The sequence below is a fragment of the Paraburkholderia sp. EG304 genome (assembly GCF_046543485.1).
GTDB lineage: Bacteria > Pseudomonadota > Gammaproteobacteria > Burkholderiales > Burkholderiaceae > Paraburkholderia > Paraburkholderia youngii.
This window is the reverse complement of the sequence record NZ_JBKGUA010000016.1, coordinates 110,903-126,953: the sequence shown is the minus strand read 5'-3', so window position 1 is coordinate 126,953 and position 16,051 is coordinate 110,903. Positions and strand designations below refer to the sequence as shown.

Annotated in this window: 15 protein-coding genes and 1 pseudogene; 11 read left to right on the top strand and 5 right to left on the bottom strand. The window is 63.8% G+C overall.

What is annotated here, in order from left to right:
* Positions 1-62: 62 nt before the first annotated feature.
* The 6 genes from hemA to ACLFKU_RS20410 all read left to right on the top strand — a co-directional run bounded on the left by hemA (position 63) and on the right by ACLFKU_RS20410 (position 5,438).
* The gene (gene hemA, locus ACLFKU_RS20435) at positions 63-1,349 is read left to right on the top strand and encodes a glutamyl-tRNA reductase (protein WP_368584328.1); all 1,287 of its coding nucleotides are present in this window, start codon (positions 63-65) and stop codon (positions 1,347-1,349) included.
* A 121-nt stretch (positions 1,350-1,470) separates the two neighbouring features.
* Positions 1,471-2,553 (top strand): peptide chain release factor 1, encoded by a 1,083-nt coding sequence (prfA, locus tag ACLFKU_RS20430; protein ID WP_013090660.1) that lies wholly within the window; start codon positions 1,471-1,473, stop codon positions 2,551-2,553.
* A 10-nt stretch (positions 2,554-2,563) separates the two neighbouring features.
* Positions 2,564-3,451, top strand: a complete 888-nt coding sequence (gene prmC, locus ACLFKU_RS20425) for a peptide chain release factor N(5)-glutamine methyltransferase (protein WP_410850249.1) — start codon at positions 2,564-2,566, stop codon at positions 3,449-3,451.
* Positions 3,452-3,563: 112 nt separating this feature from the next.
* Positions 3,564-3,875, top strand: coding sequence for a Grx4 family monothiol glutaredoxin (grxD, locus tag ACLFKU_RS20420; RefSeq protein WP_008918687.1), 312 nt, complete (start codon positions 3,564-3,566; stop codon positions 3,873-3,875).
* Between the two features lie 40 nt (positions 3,876-3,915).
* Positions 3,916-4,518, top strand: a complete 603-nt coding sequence (locus ACLFKU_RS20415) for a UbiX family flavin prenyltransferase (RefSeq protein ID WP_410850248.1) — start codon at positions 3,916-3,918, stop codon at positions 4,516-4,518.
* Between the two features lie 134 nt (positions 4,519-4,652).
* Positions 4,653-5,438: a DODA-type extradiol aromatic ring-opening family dioxygenase gene (locus ACLFKU_RS20410; protein WP_152853639.1), complete on the top strand. Its 786-nt coding sequence runs from the start codon at positions 4,653-4,655 to the stop codon at positions 5,436-5,438.
* A 121-nt stretch (positions 5,439-5,559) separates the two neighbouring features.
* On the opposite strand, the gene ACLFKU_RS20405 is transcribed toward ACLFKU_RS20410, so the two are convergent.
* On the bottom strand, positions 5,560-7,155 hold the full coding sequence (locus ACLFKU_RS20405) for an APC family permease (RefSeq protein WP_368584332.1): 1,596 nt from the start codon (positions 7,153-7,155) through the stop codon (positions 5,560-5,562).
* A gap of 422 nt (positions 7,156-7,577) precedes the next feature.
* Between ACLFKU_RS20405 and ACLFKU_RS20400 the strand changes: the two genes are divergently transcribed.
* Complete coding sequence (locus tag ACLFKU_RS20400; protein ID WP_013090665.1) at positions 7,578-7,781, top strand: cold-shock protein; 204 nt, start codon at positions 7,578-7,580, stop codon at positions 7,779-7,781.
* A gap of 132 nt (positions 7,782-7,913) precedes the next feature.
* On the opposite strand, the gene ACLFKU_RS20395 is transcribed toward ACLFKU_RS20400, so the two are convergent.
* Positions 7,914-9,164, bottom strand: coding sequence for an Hsp70 family protein (locus ACLFKU_RS20395; protein ID WP_410850247.1), 1,251 nt, complete (start codon positions 9,162-9,164; stop codon positions 7,914-7,916).
* A gap of 187 nt (positions 9,165-9,351) precedes the next feature.
* Between ACLFKU_RS20395 and ACLFKU_RS20390 the strand changes: the two genes are divergently transcribed.
* Complete coding sequence (locus ACLFKU_RS20390) at positions 9,352-10,875, top strand: MFS transporter (RefSeq protein ID WP_368584334.1); 1,524 nt, start codon at positions 9,352-9,354, stop codon at positions 10,873-10,875.
* A 42-nt stretch (positions 10,876-10,917) separates the two neighbouring features.
* Here ACLFKU_RS20390 and ACLFKU_RS20385 read toward each other — a convergent pair.
* Positions 10,918-11,510: pseudogene (locus ACLFKU_RS20385) on the bottom strand (nitroreductase family protein).
* Positions 11,511-11,701: 191 nt separating this feature from the next.
* A complete protein-coding gene (locus tag ACLFKU_RS20380; protein ID WP_410850246.1) occupies positions 11,702-12,985 on the bottom strand; it encodes an MFS transporter in 1,284 nt (427 codons plus the stop codon).
* A 158-nt stretch (positions 12,986-13,143) separates the two neighbouring features.
* On the opposite strand from ACLFKU_RS20380, the gene ACLFKU_RS20375 reads away from it, so the two are divergent.
* Complete coding sequence (locus ACLFKU_RS20375; RefSeq protein WP_368584335.1) at positions 13,144-13,791, top strand: TetR/AcrR family transcriptional regulator; 648 nt, start codon at positions 13,144-13,146, stop codon at positions 13,789-13,791.
* A 57-nt stretch (positions 13,792-13,848) separates the two neighbouring features.
* Positions 13,849-14,403, top strand: a complete 555-nt coding sequence (locus ACLFKU_RS20370; RefSeq protein WP_410850245.1) for a DUF1415 domain-containing protein — start codon at positions 13,849-13,851, stop codon at positions 14,401-14,403.
* Positions 14,404-14,423: 20 nt separating this feature from the next.
* On the opposite strand, the gene ACLFKU_RS20365 is transcribed toward ACLFKU_RS20370, so the two are convergent.
* Positions 14,424-15,266, bottom strand: coding sequence for a class I SAM-dependent methyltransferase (locus ACLFKU_RS20365; protein WP_410850244.1), 843 nt, complete (start codon positions 15,264-15,266; stop codon positions 14,424-14,426).
* Positions 15,267-15,654: 388 nt separating this feature from the next.
* Between ACLFKU_RS20365 and ACLFKU_RS20360 the strand changes: the two genes are divergently transcribed.
* Positions 15,655-15,975 (top strand): hypothetical protein, encoded by a 321-nt coding sequence (locus ACLFKU_RS20360; RefSeq protein ID WP_013090673.1) that lies wholly within the window; start codon positions 15,655-15,657, stop codon positions 15,973-15,975.
* Positions 15,976-16,051 lie beyond the last annotated feature (76 nt).

The window sequence follows — 16,051 nt, the reverse complement described above, 5'->3', positions numbered from 1 at the left end:
GCGCGCAGGATGTGAGAATCGTGAAAACGCTATAATATAGGGCTGAACGATAGCTCCCCCAAATGCAGCTTCTAACGATCGGAATTAACCATCACACTGCGCCTGTCGCCTTGCGCGAACGCGTGGCGTTTCCGCTCGAACAGATCAAGCCCGCTCTGGATACGTTCAAAGGCATCTGGGTGGGCCGCATGGCCCCCAATGCGCCGGAAGCGGCAATTCTGTCCACCTGCAACCGCACCGAACTGTACTGCGCGACCGACGATCTCGCCGCGCGCGAAGCCTCGGTCCAGTGGCTGTCGAAGTACCACAACCTCCCCATCGATGAACTCGCGCCGCACGTCTACGCGCTGCCGCAGTCCGAAGCCGTGCGTCACGCGTTCCGCGTCGCATCGGGGCTCGATTCAATGGTGCTCGGCGAGACGCAGATCGTCGGACAAATGAAGGACGCGGTTCGCACCGCCTCCGAAGCCGGCGCTCTCGGAACCTACCTTAACCAGCTGTTCCAGCGCACCTTCGCCGTCGCAAAGGAAGTGCGCAGCACCACCGAAATCGGCGCGCAGTCGGTGTCGATGGCCGCCGCCGCGGTACGCCTCGCCCAACGCATTTTCGACAAGATCGCGAACCAGCGCGTGCTGTTCATCGGTGCTGGCGAAATGATCGAGCTCTGCGCGACGCATTTCGCCGCGCAACATCCGCGTGAACTCGTCGTCGCGAACCGCACCGCCGAGCGCGGTATGCGGCTCGCCGAGCGCTTCAACGGCCGCGCCATTCCACTCTCCGAGCTGCCCTCCCGGATGCACGAATTCGACATCATCGTGTCGTGCACGGCGTCCACGCTGCCGATCATCGGTCTCGGCGCGGTCGAGCGCGCGGTCAAGGCGCGCCGTCACCGGCCGATTTTCATGGTCGACCTCGCGGTGCCGCGCGATATCGAACCCGAAGCCGGCCAGCTCGAAGACGTGTTCCTGTACACCGTCGACGACCTCGGCGCGATCGTCCGCGAAGGCAATGCGTCGCGCCAGGCCGCAGTCGCGCAGGCCGAAGCGATCATCGAAACGCGCGTGCAGAACTTCATGCAATGGCTCGACGCGCGCAGCATCGTGCCGGTGATCCGCCACATGCACACGCAGGCCGACACGCTGCGCCGCGCGGAAGTCGAACGCGCGCAGAAAATGCTCGCGCGCGGCGACGATCCGGCCGCAGTGCTCGAAGCACTGTCGCAGTCGCTCACCAACAAGCTGATCCATGGTCCTACTCACGCGTTGAACCGCGCGAGCAGCGACAACCGTGACAAGCTGATCGAGCTGATGAGCGGCTTCTACAAACACTCCGGCTCTTCCGAGCGTTAGCGGCGCAGTGCTCGCCGCACCCCGCGCGCCACCGCCGTGGCTCGCGAAGTGCTTCCGCCCCGGGCATTCGCCCTTTTCCCCTGGCCGCATCCTTTCCGGAGTCCGCTCCGCTACCCGCCCGATGAAAACGAGCATGCAACGCAAGCTCGACCAGCTGACCACCCGGCTGGCCGAACTGAACGACCTGTTGAGCCGCGAGGACATCACCGCCAACCTCGACCAATACCGCAAGCTCACGCGCGAACACGCGGAGCTCGGCCCGGTCGTCGAGCATTACGGGCTGTGGCGACAGGCGCAGAACGACGCAGCCACCGCGCAGGAACTGCTCGCCGACGCGTCGATGCGCGATTTCGCCGAAGAGGAAATCCGCGCGGCGCGCGATCGAATGGAGACGCTCGGCGTCGAACTGCAGAAAATGCTGCTGCCGAAAGACCCGAACGACGAGCGCAACATCTTCCTCGAAATCCGCGCGGGCACCGGCGGCGACGAATCCGCGCTGTTCGCTGGCGATCTGCTGCGCATGTATCTGCGCTATGCCGAACGCAACCGCTGGCAGGTCGAGATGATGTCGGCGAGCGAATCGGATCTCGGCGGCTATCGCGAAGTCATCGTGCGAATTGCCGGCGATGCCGCATATTCGAAGCTGAAGTTCGAGTCCGGCGGGCATCGCGTGCAGCGCGTGCCGGCCACAGAAACGCAGGGCCGCATTCACACGTCGGCCTGCACGGTCGCGGTGATGCCGGAAGCGGACGAGATCGGCGAAGTCGAGATCAATCCGGCCGATCTGCGCATCGATACGTTCCGCGCGTCGGGCGCGGGCGGCCAGCACATCAACAAGACCGATTCCGCGGTGCGTGTCACGCACTTGCCGACGGGGATCGTCGTCGAATGTCAGGACGACCGCTCGCAGCACAAGAACAAGGACCGCGCGCTGAAGGTGCTCGCAGCGCGCATCAAGGACAAGCAGACGCACGAGCAGCAGACGAAGGAAGCGGCGACGCGCAAGAACCTGATCGGCTCGGGCGACCGCTCGGAGCGCATCCGCACCTACAACTTCCCGCAGGGACGCCTCACCGATCACCGGATCAACCTGACGCTATATCGCCTCGACGCGATCATGGACGGCGATCTCGAAGAACTGATCGCGGCGCTCGTCAGCGAGCATCAGGCCGAGCTGCTGGCCTCGCTCGGCGACGCGGACTGACGCCCCGACAATGACCGACGCCTCCCCGGTCCCGCTCGAGCCCGCCGCGGCCCCCGCGACGGCCGACGTGCTATTGCGTGCATCGCCATTGCCGCCGCTCGAAGCGCGGATTCTGCTCACGCATGTGCTCGGCTGGCGGCGCACGCAGCTGATCACGCGCGGCGAAGAGCCGCTCGAACGCGCGAGCGCCGATCGTTATCGCGCGCTGGAGGCGCGGCGCATAGCCGGCGAGCCGGTCGCGCAACTCGTCGGCGCGCGCGAGTTCTTCGGGCTCGAATTCGAAGTAACACCACAGGTGCTGATTCCGCGTCCCGAAACCGAACTGCTGGTAGAGACCGCGCTCGCGGCGATTGAAGCCCGGCCGCGTCCGCGTGTGCTCGATCTCGGTACCGGAACCGGCGCAATCGCGGTGGCGATCGCGTCGATGCGGCCCGACGCCAAGCTCTGGGCACTCGACCGCTCGGCCGACGCGCTCGCCGTCGCTGCGCGCAACGGCGCGCGCCTGCTCGACGCGAAGCGTCCCGGCGGCGCCGTAACGTTCCTGCACAGCGACTGGTACGGCTCGCTCGACGCCGCGCTGCGCTTTGACGCGATCGTCAGCAATCCACCGTATATCGCGAGCGGCGACCCGCATCTGGCCGAAGGCGATCTGCGCTTCGAGCCGCGCGGCGCGCTCACCGACGAGGCCGACGGCCTCAGCGCGATCCGCGCGATCGTCGCCGGTGCGCCCGAGCGTCTCGTCGCCGACGGCGCGCTGTGGATCGAACACGGCTACGACCAGGCCGAAGCCGTGCGCGCGTTGCTGAGCACGGGCGGTTTTGCCGAGGTCCGCTCGGAGCGCGATCTCGCCGGCATCGAGCGAATCAGCGGGGGCGTGTTGCGCGCCGCCGCGGCCTAAGCGCGGCCGCCGAGGCTAAAACCCCAGGCGCGACGCGGCTGCGGCCGCCCGTAGCGAAATCCGCTATCATTTCAGCCTATTCCCATCCTTTATCGGAACCGCAAGGTCAGTCATGGATACGCAACAACGCATCAAGCAAATCGTCGACGGCAACAACGTCGTTCTCTTCATGAAGGGCACGGCCCAGTTCCCGATGTGCGGTTTTTCCGGCCGCGCCATCCAGATCCTGAAAGCGTGCGGCGTCGGTGAAATCAAGACCGTCAATGTGCTCGAAGACGACGAAATCCGTCAGGGGATCAAGGTGTTCTCGAACTGGCCGACCATTCCACAGCTGTATGTGAAGGGCGAGTTCATCGGCGGCTCGGACATCATGATGGAGATGTACGAATCGGGCGAACTGCAGCAGCTGTTCGCCGCGGCCTGAGCGTTCAACGCTTCGTTCGCTTTATCAGGCGCCGCAAGCCATGCAGCAAGCACGCACCGCGGCGCCCCGCCGGCTGATCGTCGCGATCACCGGCGCCACCGGCGCCATCTACGGCATCCGGCTGCTCGAGACGTTGCGGCGGCTCGGCGGCGTCGAGAGCCACCTGCTGATTTCGAGCGCGGGTTGGCTCAACATCCAGCATGAACTCCAGTTGGGCAAAGAAGACGTGCATCCGCTCGCGGATGTCGTCCATTCGGTGCGCGACGTCGGCGCAAGCATCGCGTCCGGCTCGTTCGCGACCGACGGCATGGTCGTCGCGCCCTGCTCGATGAAGACGCTCGCGAGCATCGCGCACGGTTTCGCCGACAACCTGATCACCCGCGCCGCCGACGTCACCCTGAAGGAGCGTCGCCGCCTCGTGCTGCTGGTGCGCGAAACGCCGTTCAACCTCGCGCATCTGCGCAATATGACGGCCGTCACCGAAATGGGCGGCGTGATCTTCCCGCCTCTGCCCGCGTTCTATAACCAGCCTGCTTCGATCGACGAGATGGTCGACCACACGATCGCACGCGTGCTCGATCTGTTTGCGCTGGGACCGGCGTTGTCGCCGGCATGGCAAGGACTGCGGGACGCGCAGGATTAGCTGCGGCAACAATAATTAACAACAATCACGACACAATCAATTCCCCGCGAGCCCATTTATCAAGCTGGCGTGTGGACTTATATTGGTAGTAACCCAATTTCTCCGTGCCGTGCTGTCACGGCCGCGTTGCTGTCATGAACCGCTTACCTTCGCTCTTTCTGTCCCACGGCTCGCCCACGTTGCCGATCGATCCGTCGATGCCGTCCGCCGAGTTCGGCGCGCTCGGCACGCAATTGCCCCGTCCCGAGGCAATCCTGATGCTGTCGGCGCACTGGGGCACCGCGCAGCCACTCGCCAGCATCGCGACGGCGCCTGAAACCATCCACGATTTTTATGGCTTTCCGCGCCAGCTCTACGAAATCCAATACCCGGCACCGGGCGCACCCGACGTCGCGCGCAGCGCCGCCGCGCTGCTCGGCGCGAGCGGCATCGTCGCGGACGTGCAGCCGCACGGACTCGACCACGGCGCATGGGTGCCGATGCTGCTGATGTTCCCGCAAGCGGACGTGCCGATCGCGCAACTGTCGATCCAGCCGCACAAGGACGCCGCGCATCATTTCCGCGTCGGCCGGGCGCTGCGCGCGCTGAAAGACGAAGGCGTGATGGTGGTCGGCTCCGGTCAGATCACCCATAACCTGCGCGCCGCCGATTTCTCCGCTCGCCCGGAAGACGCCGATCCGCGCGTGACCGAATTCACCGACTGGTTCGAAGACAAGCTCGTCGCGCGCGATATCGACGCGCTGCTCGACTATCGCCGCCAGGCGCCGCACGCGGTGCTGATGCATCCGACCGACGAGCATCTGTTGCCGGTGTTCGCCGCCCTCGGCGCCGCCGACGACGACTATTCGCTTGCGATCCAGTCGCTCGGCACCTACCAGCGCTCACTCGCGATGACGAACTACGTGTTCGGCACCGCCTGATCCGCCGCGGAACCAGCCAGCCGTAACGACCAACGAAAAAGCCCGCCTGATCATCGATCAGGCGGGCTTTTTTCTAACGTGAAGGCCCCGCTTCGAGCGGCCCCTTCGCTTGGACGAACGCTCAGTGCGCGCCGATACCTTCGAGCACTTCGTCGTGCACGAGCCGCTCGTCCAGATACTCCGAACGATAGCCGCTGTTCACGCCCCAGAAGTAGAACACCAACGAGAAGGCGATCACGACGAGCATGTCCCAGCCGTACGGCAGGACGCCGAAGCCGCCGAACTGCTTGCTGCCGATCAGCGACAGGATCGCCATGATCGGCAGGTACGCGACCAGCCACCAGGCGGCCTTCAGATCGCGGTTCCAGCCCTCGAAGCCCTGCTTGGCCTGGAAGTAGAAGTACACCGGCAACGCGACGACCATCAGGAGAATGATTTCGCCGGTCAGCGGCCACTTCGCCCAGTACAGGATCAGCGACGCGCAGACGAACGCGAACGGCGCAATCACCTTCATGCCGGCGATATGCAGCGGGCGCTCGAGATCGGTTGCCGCGCGACGCAGCGCCATCAGGCTAATCGGGCCGGTCAAGTACGAGATCACGGTCGCAACCGAAATCACCGCCGCGAGCGAGCTCCAGCCGCGGAAGAAGAACAGGAAGATGAACGACACGAACAGGTTGAACCACATCGCCTGACGCGGCACGCCGTACAACGGATGCACCTGGCCGAAAATTTTTGGCATGGTGTTGTTGCGCTCCATCGCGTAGATCATCCGCGTCGTGGTCGCCATATAGGTCGTACCGGTGCCGCTCGGGCTGACGAACGCGTCGACGTACAGCAGGAACGCCAGCCAGTTCAGGTTCAGCGCGATCGCCAGCTCCGCGAACGGCGAAGCGAAGTTGAAGTGGCTCCAGCCCTTCATCACGTCGGCCGGATTCACGGCACCGATGTACGCGATCTGCAGCAACACATAGATCACGAGCGCGAGCAGGATCGAGCCGATCACCGCGAACGGCACGCTCCTCGCCGGATTGCGCGCTTCACCGGCCAGGTTGACCGGACTCTGGAAACCATTGAACGCGAACACGATCCCACTCGTCGCGACCGCGGTCAGCACCGCCGACCAGCCGTACGGCGCGAATGTGCTCGCCTGGCCGAAGTTCTCGGTGTGGACGCCGGTCATCATCAGACCGACGATCGTTGCGCCCGGGATCAGGAATTTGAAGATCGTGATCGCGGAATTCGCGCGCGCGAACAGCTTGACGCCCCAGTAGTTGAGCAGGAAGTAGATGATCACGAGGCCGGCGGACAACAACAGGCCGTTGGTGGTCAATGAACCGTCGACGAACAGCGCATGCGCCCACGGATAGGGCCACGTGCTCATGTATTGAATCGATGCTTCGGCCTCGATTGGAATCACCGACACGATCGCGATCCAGTTGGCCCACGCGCTGATGAAACCGACTAGCGCGCCGTGCGAGTAGCGCGCATAGCGCACCATCCCGCCAGATTCCGGAAACATCGCGCCGAGTTCCGCGTAGGTCAGCGCAATCGCGAGAATCACGACCGCGCCGATGATCCATGCGCAAATTGCAGCGGGACCGGCAATCTTTGCAGCCTTCCACGCGCCGAACAGCCAGCCCGATCCGATGATCGAGCCCAGACCGGTCAGCATCAGCGCGAATGGCCCGATGTTCCGTTGTATAGAACTTTTCACGTCTTCTCCTAAATCAGAACCATGTCGGCACCGCGTGACATCGCTCGTGGCGGTGAGGACGTGGTGACGCGCATGAAAGCGCGTCCAGATGCGGAATAGGTGCAACCGACGCGCGGCGCGTAGTTTAACGGTTGCACCGCGTTGCTGCAGGGAAACCGACTAAGGGTTCTCCCTGGCAAAAGATCGTCCAGATATGTAAATTTTGTAAGAAACCATCGCGCCAGTCCGATAAGTTTCGTGCAGACTGTTGACCTTCGTCCGAATTCGCCGTATAACGTTCCAGCAGGATTTCAAGTGGCGAGTGAAGTGGTTCTTTCGTAGTTCGCCCATCAACGGTACTCCGGTTGGTCCCATTACCCCCTTCCTTGATTTTCATGCACCCCGGGCTTCGGCCTTATTCACCATTTTTAGGAAAAAGTAATATGGAAACCGGTACCGTCAAGTGGTTCAACGACGCTAAGGGCTTTGGCTTCATCACTCCGGACGGCGGCGGTGAAGATCTGTTCGCGCATTTCTCGGAAATTCGCGTCGACGGCTTCAAGACGCTGCAAGAAAACCAAAAGGTCACGTTTGAAGTGAAGACGGGCCCGAAGGGCAAGCAAGCAGCTAACATCAAGCCGGTGTAAGCTTCTAGCTTCCTTCTGGACGCAAAAAACCCCGCCTCGGCGGGGTTTTTTCTTTATCGGCGGCAAATCGAAATCAATGATTAAATTGCCGTATTCGCAATTCGCGGCGGATTATTTTCCGATTATTCGCGATTATCCGAACACGCGCCGGGCATGAATACCGAGGCCAGTCGCCACGCTCGCGAGACGATCGCCGAACACCGCTTTCGCGTCCGGGAACGCCGCCGCCAGCGCGCCCGACAGAAACGCAAGGCCGGTCGAACCGCCAGTGAAATAAATCGCGTCGACGTCGCGAGGTGCGACACCCGCCGCCTGCACCGTATCGCGCGCGGCCTGCACGATGCGTCGCGTTTCGTCCTCGCCGGCTTTGACGAGTTGCGCTTCGTCGAAGGCGAGGCGCAGATCCTCTTCCACTTGCTCGAGATCGATCACGGTCTCGCCGCCCGCCGCCACGCCAATCTTCGCCTCTTCCGCGTGCGCCGCGAGCGCGTGCCCAAAACGCTGCTCGACCACGCGCATCAGCCGGTCGTGGTGCTTCGTTTCGGTGAAAAGGTGCCGCATCAGTCCGAGTTCGCTGACGCGCTTCGGGGTGTAGACGGTGTTGATCAGGTGCCAGGTCGCGAGATCGAAATAAATCCGGTTCGGGATTTCGCGCCCTTGCGGATCTAGCGATTGATAACCGAGTTCGCGCAGGATCGTCACGAGTTCTACGCGCCGGTCGAAGTCCGTACCCGCGACGTGCACACCGTGATGCGCGAGCACGTCGTCCTTGCGTTCGACGCGCTTCATCCGTTCCGGCCCCACTCGCACGAGCGAAAAGTCCGACGTACCACCGCCGATGTCCGCCACAAGCACGAGTCCTTCGGCGCTCAGATGCGATTCGTAGTCGAACGCAGCCGCGATCGGTTCATACTGAAAGTGGATGTCGCGCAAGCCGACCCTGCGCGCAGCGGCTTCGAGCTGTTGCTGCGCCATCTGGTCGGCGCGCGGGTCGTCGTCGACGAAGAACACCGGGCGGCCCAGCACGGCGCGGTCGATCGCGCCGCCGGCGCTCGCCTCGGCCGCGCGCTTCAGATGGGTCAGGAACGTCGCGATCACGTCGGTGTACTTGATCGCAGTGCCATCGCCGAGATCGGTCGTATTTTCGGCGAGCGGCGAGCCGAGAATGCTTTTCATCGAGCGCATCAGCCGGCCGTCGAAACCGTCGATGTATGCGGCGAGCGCCGCGCGCCCGAATTCGGTGGTGTTTTCGTCGGTATTGAAGAAGACCGCCGTGGGCAGCGTCGTGTACGCGCCTTCGACCGGCGCCAGCTTCAGCTGCGGGCCGCTCGGAATCGCAACGGCCGAATTGGAAGTACCGAAGTCAATCGCGCAATAGTTCATGGCAGGAATGGCCGCTCACGGCTGGCGCGCACAGAAAGGGGAGCGGCTTTGTATCACGAAAACTCCGGCAGCATCAACTGAAGCTGACGGAACCGCGGCGAGATCGTCCGGAATCGTGGCGCGGAACAGATCTTGCTGGATCGGACAGGATACGCCGCCGCATTTCGCCATCGAGGAGACTTCGCGTATGAGCGTGCCGCCCACCGCCGCCGTCGATGCCCACCACGCAATGCTGATCGAAACCGACCTTCCGTCGCGGCTGGACCGCCTGCCGTGGGGCCGCTTTCACACCCTGATCGTAGTCGCGCTCGGCGTGACGTGGCTGCTCGACGGGCTCGAAGTGACGCTGGCGGGCGCGGTCGCGAGCGCGCTGAAAACCAGCCCGGCGCTGCGCTTTTCGAATGCCGACGTCGGCCTAGCGGGCAGCGCGTACATTGCCGGCGCGGTGCTCGGCGCACTCGGTTTCGGCTGGCTGACCGATCGGCTCGGCCGCCGCAAGCTCTTTTTCATCACGCTGACGCTTTATCTGGCCGCGACCGCGGCGACCGCGCTGTCGTGGAATCTGATGAGCTTCATGCTGTTCCGCTTCCTAACCGGCGCGGGTATCGGCGGCGAATACACGGCGATCAACTCGACGATCCAGGAATTCACGCCGGCACGCGTGCGCGGCTGGACCGACCTCGGCATCAACGGCACGTTCTGGGTTGGCGCGGGGCTCGGCGCCGCGGGCTCGCTGGTACTGCTCGACCCGCATCTGCTGCCTTCCGACTGGGGCTGGCGCGCGTGTTTTTTCATCGGCGCGGTGCTCGCGCTCGGGATTCTGCCGATGCGCATCTGGATACCCGAAAGCCCACGTTGGCTGCTCACGCATGGTGACGAGCGTGACGCACGGACGATCGTCGAGGGCATCGAAACGCGTTTTCGCGAGGACGGCCACACGCTCGCCGACGACGCCCTCACGCGGCTACGTCTGCGTGCGCGCGACCATACACCGTTACGCGAGGTGTTCCATACGCTGTTCAACGTGCACCGGCGCCGCTCGCTGGTCGGTCTCACGTTGATGACCGCACAGGCATTCTTCTACAACGCGATCTTTTTCACCTACGCGCTCGTCCTCACCGACTTCTATCACGTGCCGGGCGGCGACATCGGCTGGTATCTGCTGCCTTTCGCGCTCGGTAATTTCCTGGGGCCGCTCGTGCTCGGGCGGCTATTCGATGTGATCGGCCGACGCAAGATGATCGCCGCGACGTACGCGATGTCGGCGATCCTGCTGACGCTGTCGGGCTATCTGTTCGAGCAGCAACTGCTTACCGTCGTCACGCAGACGGTCGCCTGGATGGTGATTTTCTTCTTCGCGTCAGCGGCCGCGAGTTCCGCGTATCTGACCGTCAGCGAATCGTTTCCGCTCGAAATCCGCGCGCTCGCGATCGCGGTTTTCTATGCGTTCGGCACCGCGCTGGGCGGCATCATCGGGCCGGCGTTTTTCGGTCGGCTGATCGACACGCATCAGCGCAGCGAAGTGTTTTCGGGCTATCTGGTCGGCTCGGGCTTGATGCTCGCGGCGGCGCTCGTCGCAGCGATCTGGGGTGTCGACGCTGAGCGCAAGCCGCTCGAGCATGTGGCGGCACCGCTGTCGAGCGTGACGGATGAAGAGCTCGGCGCACACAGCGCCGATGAAAAACGCGCGGACCGTGCCGCGCGTACATGACTGTCTGGCGAAGTCACGCGGCAAGCGCCGCGAATCCGTTGCTCAAAACGCCTTCTTCCAGCCGCCGCCGTACGCGATTTCCGCGAGCGCCACGCGCTGACGCGGCGCCTTCTCGCGTTCGCGCAGGACGGGGTCCAGTTTGTCGACGTCGCCGTAATGGCCAAGCGAGATCATCGCGATCGGCTCGACGTCTTTCGGCAATTCGAAGGTGGTGCGGAACGCGTTCACGTCGAAGCCGCTCATCTGGTGCGCGGCGAGGCCGAGCGCGTGCGCCTGCAGCACCAGCGACATCGCCGCCGCGCCCGCGTCATGAGCGCGCAGCGATTGACGTCGCCCTTGTTGGTCAGGGTGTGCGCGGTGACCGCGATCAGCACCGGCGCGGGCGCATTCCAGCCCTGGTTGAACGGCACGAGCGTGGCGAAAGCCTTCTTGAACGCGACTTCATCGACGCTGCGATCGAATACGACAAAACGCCAGGGCTGCGCGTTATACGAGGACGGCGCCCAGCGCGCCGCTTCGAGCACGGCGCGCAATTGATCGCGGCTGACCGGCTCGCTCGAATACGCGCGCGGGCTCCAGCGGCCTGCAATCAGCTCGTGAATGGCAACTTCGGTTGAGGCGGGTTTCTTGGCCATGCGCTTCTCTCGGTAGAAATTCATGATGGTCGGGCGGTTGCCCGAGGCCACATAGCATAACGGGCTTTCGGTGCGCGCTCCAACTTGCGGCGGGGGGCTATGCGCGCTGGATGAAAAAGCGCGCACGGCCCGTTATGGGCCGTGCGCCGTTGCTTTGCTAACAGTGAATCTGCGCGGTTCGCGAAGGCGATTCAGATTGCCTGCGGTGCCGGCACTTTGGCCGGGCGGTTGATGCGCAGCACGATCACCGCGGCGATCAGGCACAAGCCGCCGGAAATCATCGACGCGACCGTATAAGTGCCGAGGCTCGCGCGCAGCATGCCCGCGCCGAGCGCCGCGAACGCCGCGCCGAGCTGGTGGCCGGCGACCACCCAGCCGAACACGATCGGCGCCGATTCCTTGCCGTAGACGTCGGTGGCGAGACGCACGGTCGGCGGCACCGTGGCGATCCAGTCGAGACCGTAGAACACCGCGAACAGCGGCAACCCGAAAAAGTCGATGCCGAACGCGTGTGGCAGATACATCAGCGACAGGCCGCGCAGCCCGTAGTACCAGAACAGCAACACGCGGCTATTGAAGCGATCCGACAGCCAGCCCGACAGCGTCGTGCCGAACAGGTCGAACACGCCCATCGCCGCGAGCAGCGACGCGCCCTGCACTTCGGTCATGCCATAGTCGCCGCACATCGCGATCAGATGGGTGCCGACGTAGCCATTGGTGCTCGCGCCGCAAATGAAGAAGCTGAAGAACAGCAGCCAGAAATCGCGCGTTTTGCTCGCCGACGCGAGCGTGCCGAACGCGATCGCGAGCGGGTTCTGCCTGGTGACGGTCGTGGTAATCGGCGCGTCGTGCGGTTCGCCGTATGGGCGCAACTGCATGTCGGCCGGATGCTCGGGCAGCAGGAACGCGACGAGCGGAATCACGATGCCCGCCGCGAGCGCGACGACCCAGACGACCTGGCGCCAGCCGTAGTGCTCGGCGATGGCCGCGAGCAGCGGCAGGAACACCAGCTGGCCGGTCGCCGAGCTGGCGGTCAGGATACCCATCACGAGACCGCGGCGCGTCGTGAACCAGCGCGTCACGACGGTCGCCGACAGCGACAGCGCCGCGACCCCGGTCGATCCGCCGACCATCACACCCCAGATCAACACCATCTGCCACGGATGCGCCATCAGCGACGACAGCGCGACGCCCGCGGCCATCGTACCGAGCGCCGCCAGCAGCGTCGGACGTACACCGAAGCGCTGCATCGCGGCGGCCGCGAACGGCCCCATCAACCCGTACAGCGCGATGTTCACCGAGATCGCGAGCGAAATCGTCGCGCGGCTCCAGCCGAACTGGTGCTCGAGCGGCACCATCATCACGCTCGGCGTCGCGCGCGTACCCGCCGCCGCGAGCAATACGAGAAACACCACGGCGACGGTCAACCAGCCATAGTGGAAACGTCCGCCTATCAGTCGCGCAGCCCAGTTCATCGGTTCTCCAATCGACGCGGCCGGGGTGGCGGCATCGTTCGTATTGTTACTGTTACGGCTTCTGTAAATGATTTGTGACAGATCAGTCACAATAGTGTTGCGATGTTAGTTACTGGTCGGTAACATGTCAAGGCGTCAATTCAATCGGGTGACTTGCCATGTCCGACAGCGAAACTCTCAAGCCCGCCGCTACTCGCTCACGGCGCGCGCGCGGCGCACAGACCGCCGGGCCGCAGGCGCAACAGCATCTGCTGCGCGCGGCTAGCGAGTTGTTCTATCGCGAGGGCGTGCGCACGGTAGGCGTCGATGCGGTGGTCGAGCGCGCGGGTGTGAACAAAATGAGCCTGTACCGGCAGTTTTCGTCGAAGGACGATCTGGTAATGGCGTATCTGGAACAGAAGGACGAGCAGTTCTTCGGCTACGTCGAGAAGAGTTTCGCGAAGCATCCGGGCGAGCCGGCGAAGCAGCTCCAGCAGTACTTCGACGACCTCGCAGTGCGCGCCTCGGTCGATCATTACCGCGGCTGCCCGTTCGTGAACGTGTCGGTGGAGTTTTCGGATACCGCGCATCCGGCGCGGCAGTTCGTATTCCGCAACAAGCAGCGCTTGATGGCGCGCCTCGTCGAACTGTCGACGGCGGCCGGCGCCGACGATCCGCAAGCGCTCGCCGATGGGCTCGGTCTGCTGATCGAGGGCGTGTACGCGGCGAGCCAGACTTACGGGCCGGGCTGCGGGCCGATCCTCGCCGCGCCGAAAGTCGCCGCGCAGTTGATTGCGGCCGCTCGCGGGGACAAGCAGGCTCGCTGAGTCAGTCCGTCAGTGGGTCCTTTAGAATTGCGCGTTTCCTCGTCGCATCCGTCCGCCATGCCGTTGCCCGCCGAATCCCACGATGCCGTTATCGCCACGACCCGTCACTGGCTGACGGAAGCCGTGATCGGCTTGAACCTGTGCCCGTTCGCGAAGGCCGTGCATGTGAAGGAGCAGATTCGCTATGCGGTGAGCGAAGCGGACACGCTCGAAGCGGTACTCTCCGACCTGGAAGCCGAACTGCAGACGCTCGTCGCCGCCGACCCCGCCGCCATCGACACGACGCTGCTGATCCTGCCGCGCGCGTTCGGCGGCTTTCTCGACTTCAACGACTGCCTGTTCTTCGCCGACCGCCTGATCCAGCAACTGCGGCTCGAAGGCGTGATCCAGATCGCGAGCTTCCATCCGCGCTACCAGTTCGAAGGCAGCGAGCCCGACGACATCGAAAACTACACGAACCGGGCGCCCTATCCGATCCTGCATCTGCTGCGTGAAGACAGCATCGAGCGGGCGGTACAGGCCTTTCCCGACGCCGAAGAGATTTACGAGCGCAATCAGGAAACGCTGCGGCGCATTGGCCTCGCCGGCTGGGATGCGTTGATGAAGCGCTAGGTGAAGCGCCAGGCTGCGCCTCAGGCCGGCACGAAAAACCGCTCCTTCAGCGCATCGAGCCCGAGCGTGTCCAGCACTTCGCCGAGCCGCTCAGCCGGCCGGCGCCGTGGCAGATCCTTGTACTGCGCGATGATCAGCTCGTTTTTCATCGAGTGTTCCCTGCCGACCAGCTCGGTCACGCTGACCTGATAGCCATGCGCCTCGAGTTGCAGACAGCGCAGCACGTTCGTGATCTGACTGCCGAATTCGCGCGTGTGCAGCGGATGCCGCCAGATTTCCGTGAGCGCGTTCTTCAGCGCCTTGCCCTTGTTCTGCCGCAGCACGCCGGCCACCTCGGCCTGGCAGCACGGCACGACGACGATGTACTTCGCGTGCTTTTCGAGCGCGAAACGGATCGCGTCGTCGGTGGCGGTATTGCACGCGTGCAGCGCGGTCACGATGTCGATTTCGGCGGGCAGCCGCGTCGACGTGATCGACTCGGCCACCGACAGATTCAGAAACGACATCCCCTTGAAGCCGAGCCGCGCCGCCAGCTCTTCGGACTTCGTCACCAGCTCTTCGCGCGTTTCGATGCCATAAATGTGCGAAGCCCCACCAGCGGCGTCCTGAAACTCCTTGAAAAACAGGTCGTAGAGGATAAAACCGAGGTATGACTTGCCCGCGCCGTGATCGACGAGCGTCAGCGAGCCCTGCTGGTCCTTCAGGTCCTTGAGCAGCGGCTCGATGAACTGGAACAGGTGGTAGACCTGCTTCAGCTTGCGACGGCTGTCCTGATTCATCTTGCCGTCGCGCGTGAGGATGTGGAGCTCTTTGAGCAGCTCGACGGACTGGTTGGGACGGATTTCGTGGGTTTTGCCGGACATCGTGTGGGTCGCCATCAATCGCAGCGCGAACGTGCGACAGATGACGGAAAAAGAGAAAAGTTACTGCCAGTTTACCCAAACTGCGACATTCCCAGCGAGCACGCCGCGCGGACCACGCGACATCGGTGCTCTGCTGGGAACACTTCCTGCGCGACAGGCGCCGCGCGGAAGTGTCTCGATAATGGCTGAAAACAGCTTGCGCGCCGGCTGAGCCCGCGGGCGCAGGCCGTGTCGCCGAAAACAGGAGGCTGTCCGGCCGTGCGACCGGACACGCGAAGCGGATGCATGTGGGGAGAGCGGTCCCGCAACGCGGGCCGAACGTTACGTAACCAGCAGCGGCCGGCTTCGCAACCGGTCGCGCGCTCGGATGATCACAGAAGAGGCGGCAATGGATACGGTACCCAACGGAAATGTCGAACAGAAGTTTCAGGAAATGCTGGCGAAGCTGACCACGGCGCCGGCATGGTCGGAGAAACAGCAACTCGAACTGGAGATGGCTCGCGACATCTCCACGGAAATGCTGCGGCTCGCCGAGGTCATGCGCGACGGCAACGTCGACCTCGAAACTTGCCTGACGATGCTCAAGTACGCCAAGGTGCTCGACTTCGTGATGACGACGCTCGCGTCGCGACGCGACATCAAGCCGCAGACGTTGCGGGTGATCTTCAAGCTCGCCGGACTGAAGGTCGATGAGGCGTATCCGGGCTAGCGCGTCGGCATCTCGGTTAGGATGGCTTGGTATCGCGTTCACCACAACACTGCTGCTACACGATCGCGCGCGGCGG

What these genes read in the sequence shown, in the direction of transcription:
- ACLFKU_RS20380 (WP_410850246.1), bottom strand. Translation starts at nt 12,985, where the DNA reads ATGAACTGGGCTGCGCGACTGATAGGCGGACGTTTCCACTATGGCTGG.
- hemA (WP_368584328.1), top strand. Translation starts at nt 63, where the DNA reads ATGCAGCTTCTAACGATCGGAATTAACCATCACACTGCGCCTGTCGCC.
- grxD (WP_008918687.1), top strand. Translation starts at nt 3,564, where the DNA reads ATGGATACGCAACAACGCATCAAGCAAATCGTCGACGGCAACAACGTC.
- ACLFKU_RS20415 (WP_410850248.1), top strand. Translation starts at nt 3,916, where the DNA reads ATGCAGCAAGCACGCACCGCGGCGCCCCGCCGGCTGATCGTCGCGATC.
- prfA (WP_013090660.1), top strand. Translation starts at nt 1,471, where the DNA reads ATGAAAACGAGCATGCAACGCAAGCTCGACCAGCTGACCACCCGGCTG.
- ACLFKU_RS20375 (WP_368584335.1), top strand. Translation starts at nt 13,144, where the DNA reads ATGTCCGACAGCGAAACTCTCAAGCCCGCCGCTACTCGCTCACGGCGC.
- ACLFKU_RS20365 (WP_410850244.1), bottom strand. Translation starts at nt 15,266, where the DNA reads ATGTCCGGCAAAACCCACGAAATCCGTCCCAACCAGTCCGTCGAGCTG.
- ACLFKU_RS20410 (WP_152853639.1), top strand. Translation starts at nt 4,653, where the DNA reads ATGAACCGCTTACCTTCGCTCTTTCTGTCCCACGGCTCGCCCACGTTG.
- ACLFKU_RS20390 (WP_368584334.1), top strand. Translation starts at nt 9,352, where the DNA reads ATGAGCGTGCCGCCCACCGCCGCCGTCGATGCCCACCACGCAATGCTG.
- ACLFKU_RS20400 (WP_013090665.1), top strand. Translation starts at nt 7,578, where the DNA reads ATGGAAACCGGTACCGTCAAGTGGTTCAACGACGCTAAGGGCTTTGGC.
- prmC (WP_410850249.1), top strand. Translation starts at nt 2,564, where the DNA reads ATGACCGACGCCTCCCCGGTCCCGCTCGAGCCCGCCGCGGCCCCCGCG.
- ACLFKU_RS20370 (WP_410850245.1), top strand. Translation starts at nt 13,849, where the DNA reads ATGCCGTTGCCCGCCGAATCCCACGATGCCGTTATCGCCACGACCCGT.
- ACLFKU_RS20360 (WP_013090673.1), top strand. Translation starts at nt 15,655, where the DNA reads ATGGATACGGTACCCAACGGAAATGTCGAACAGAAGTTTCAGGAAATG.
- ACLFKU_RS20395 (WP_410850247.1), bottom strand. Translation starts at nt 9,164, where the DNA reads ATGAACTATTGCGCGATTGACTTCGGTACTTCCAATTCGGCCGTTGCG.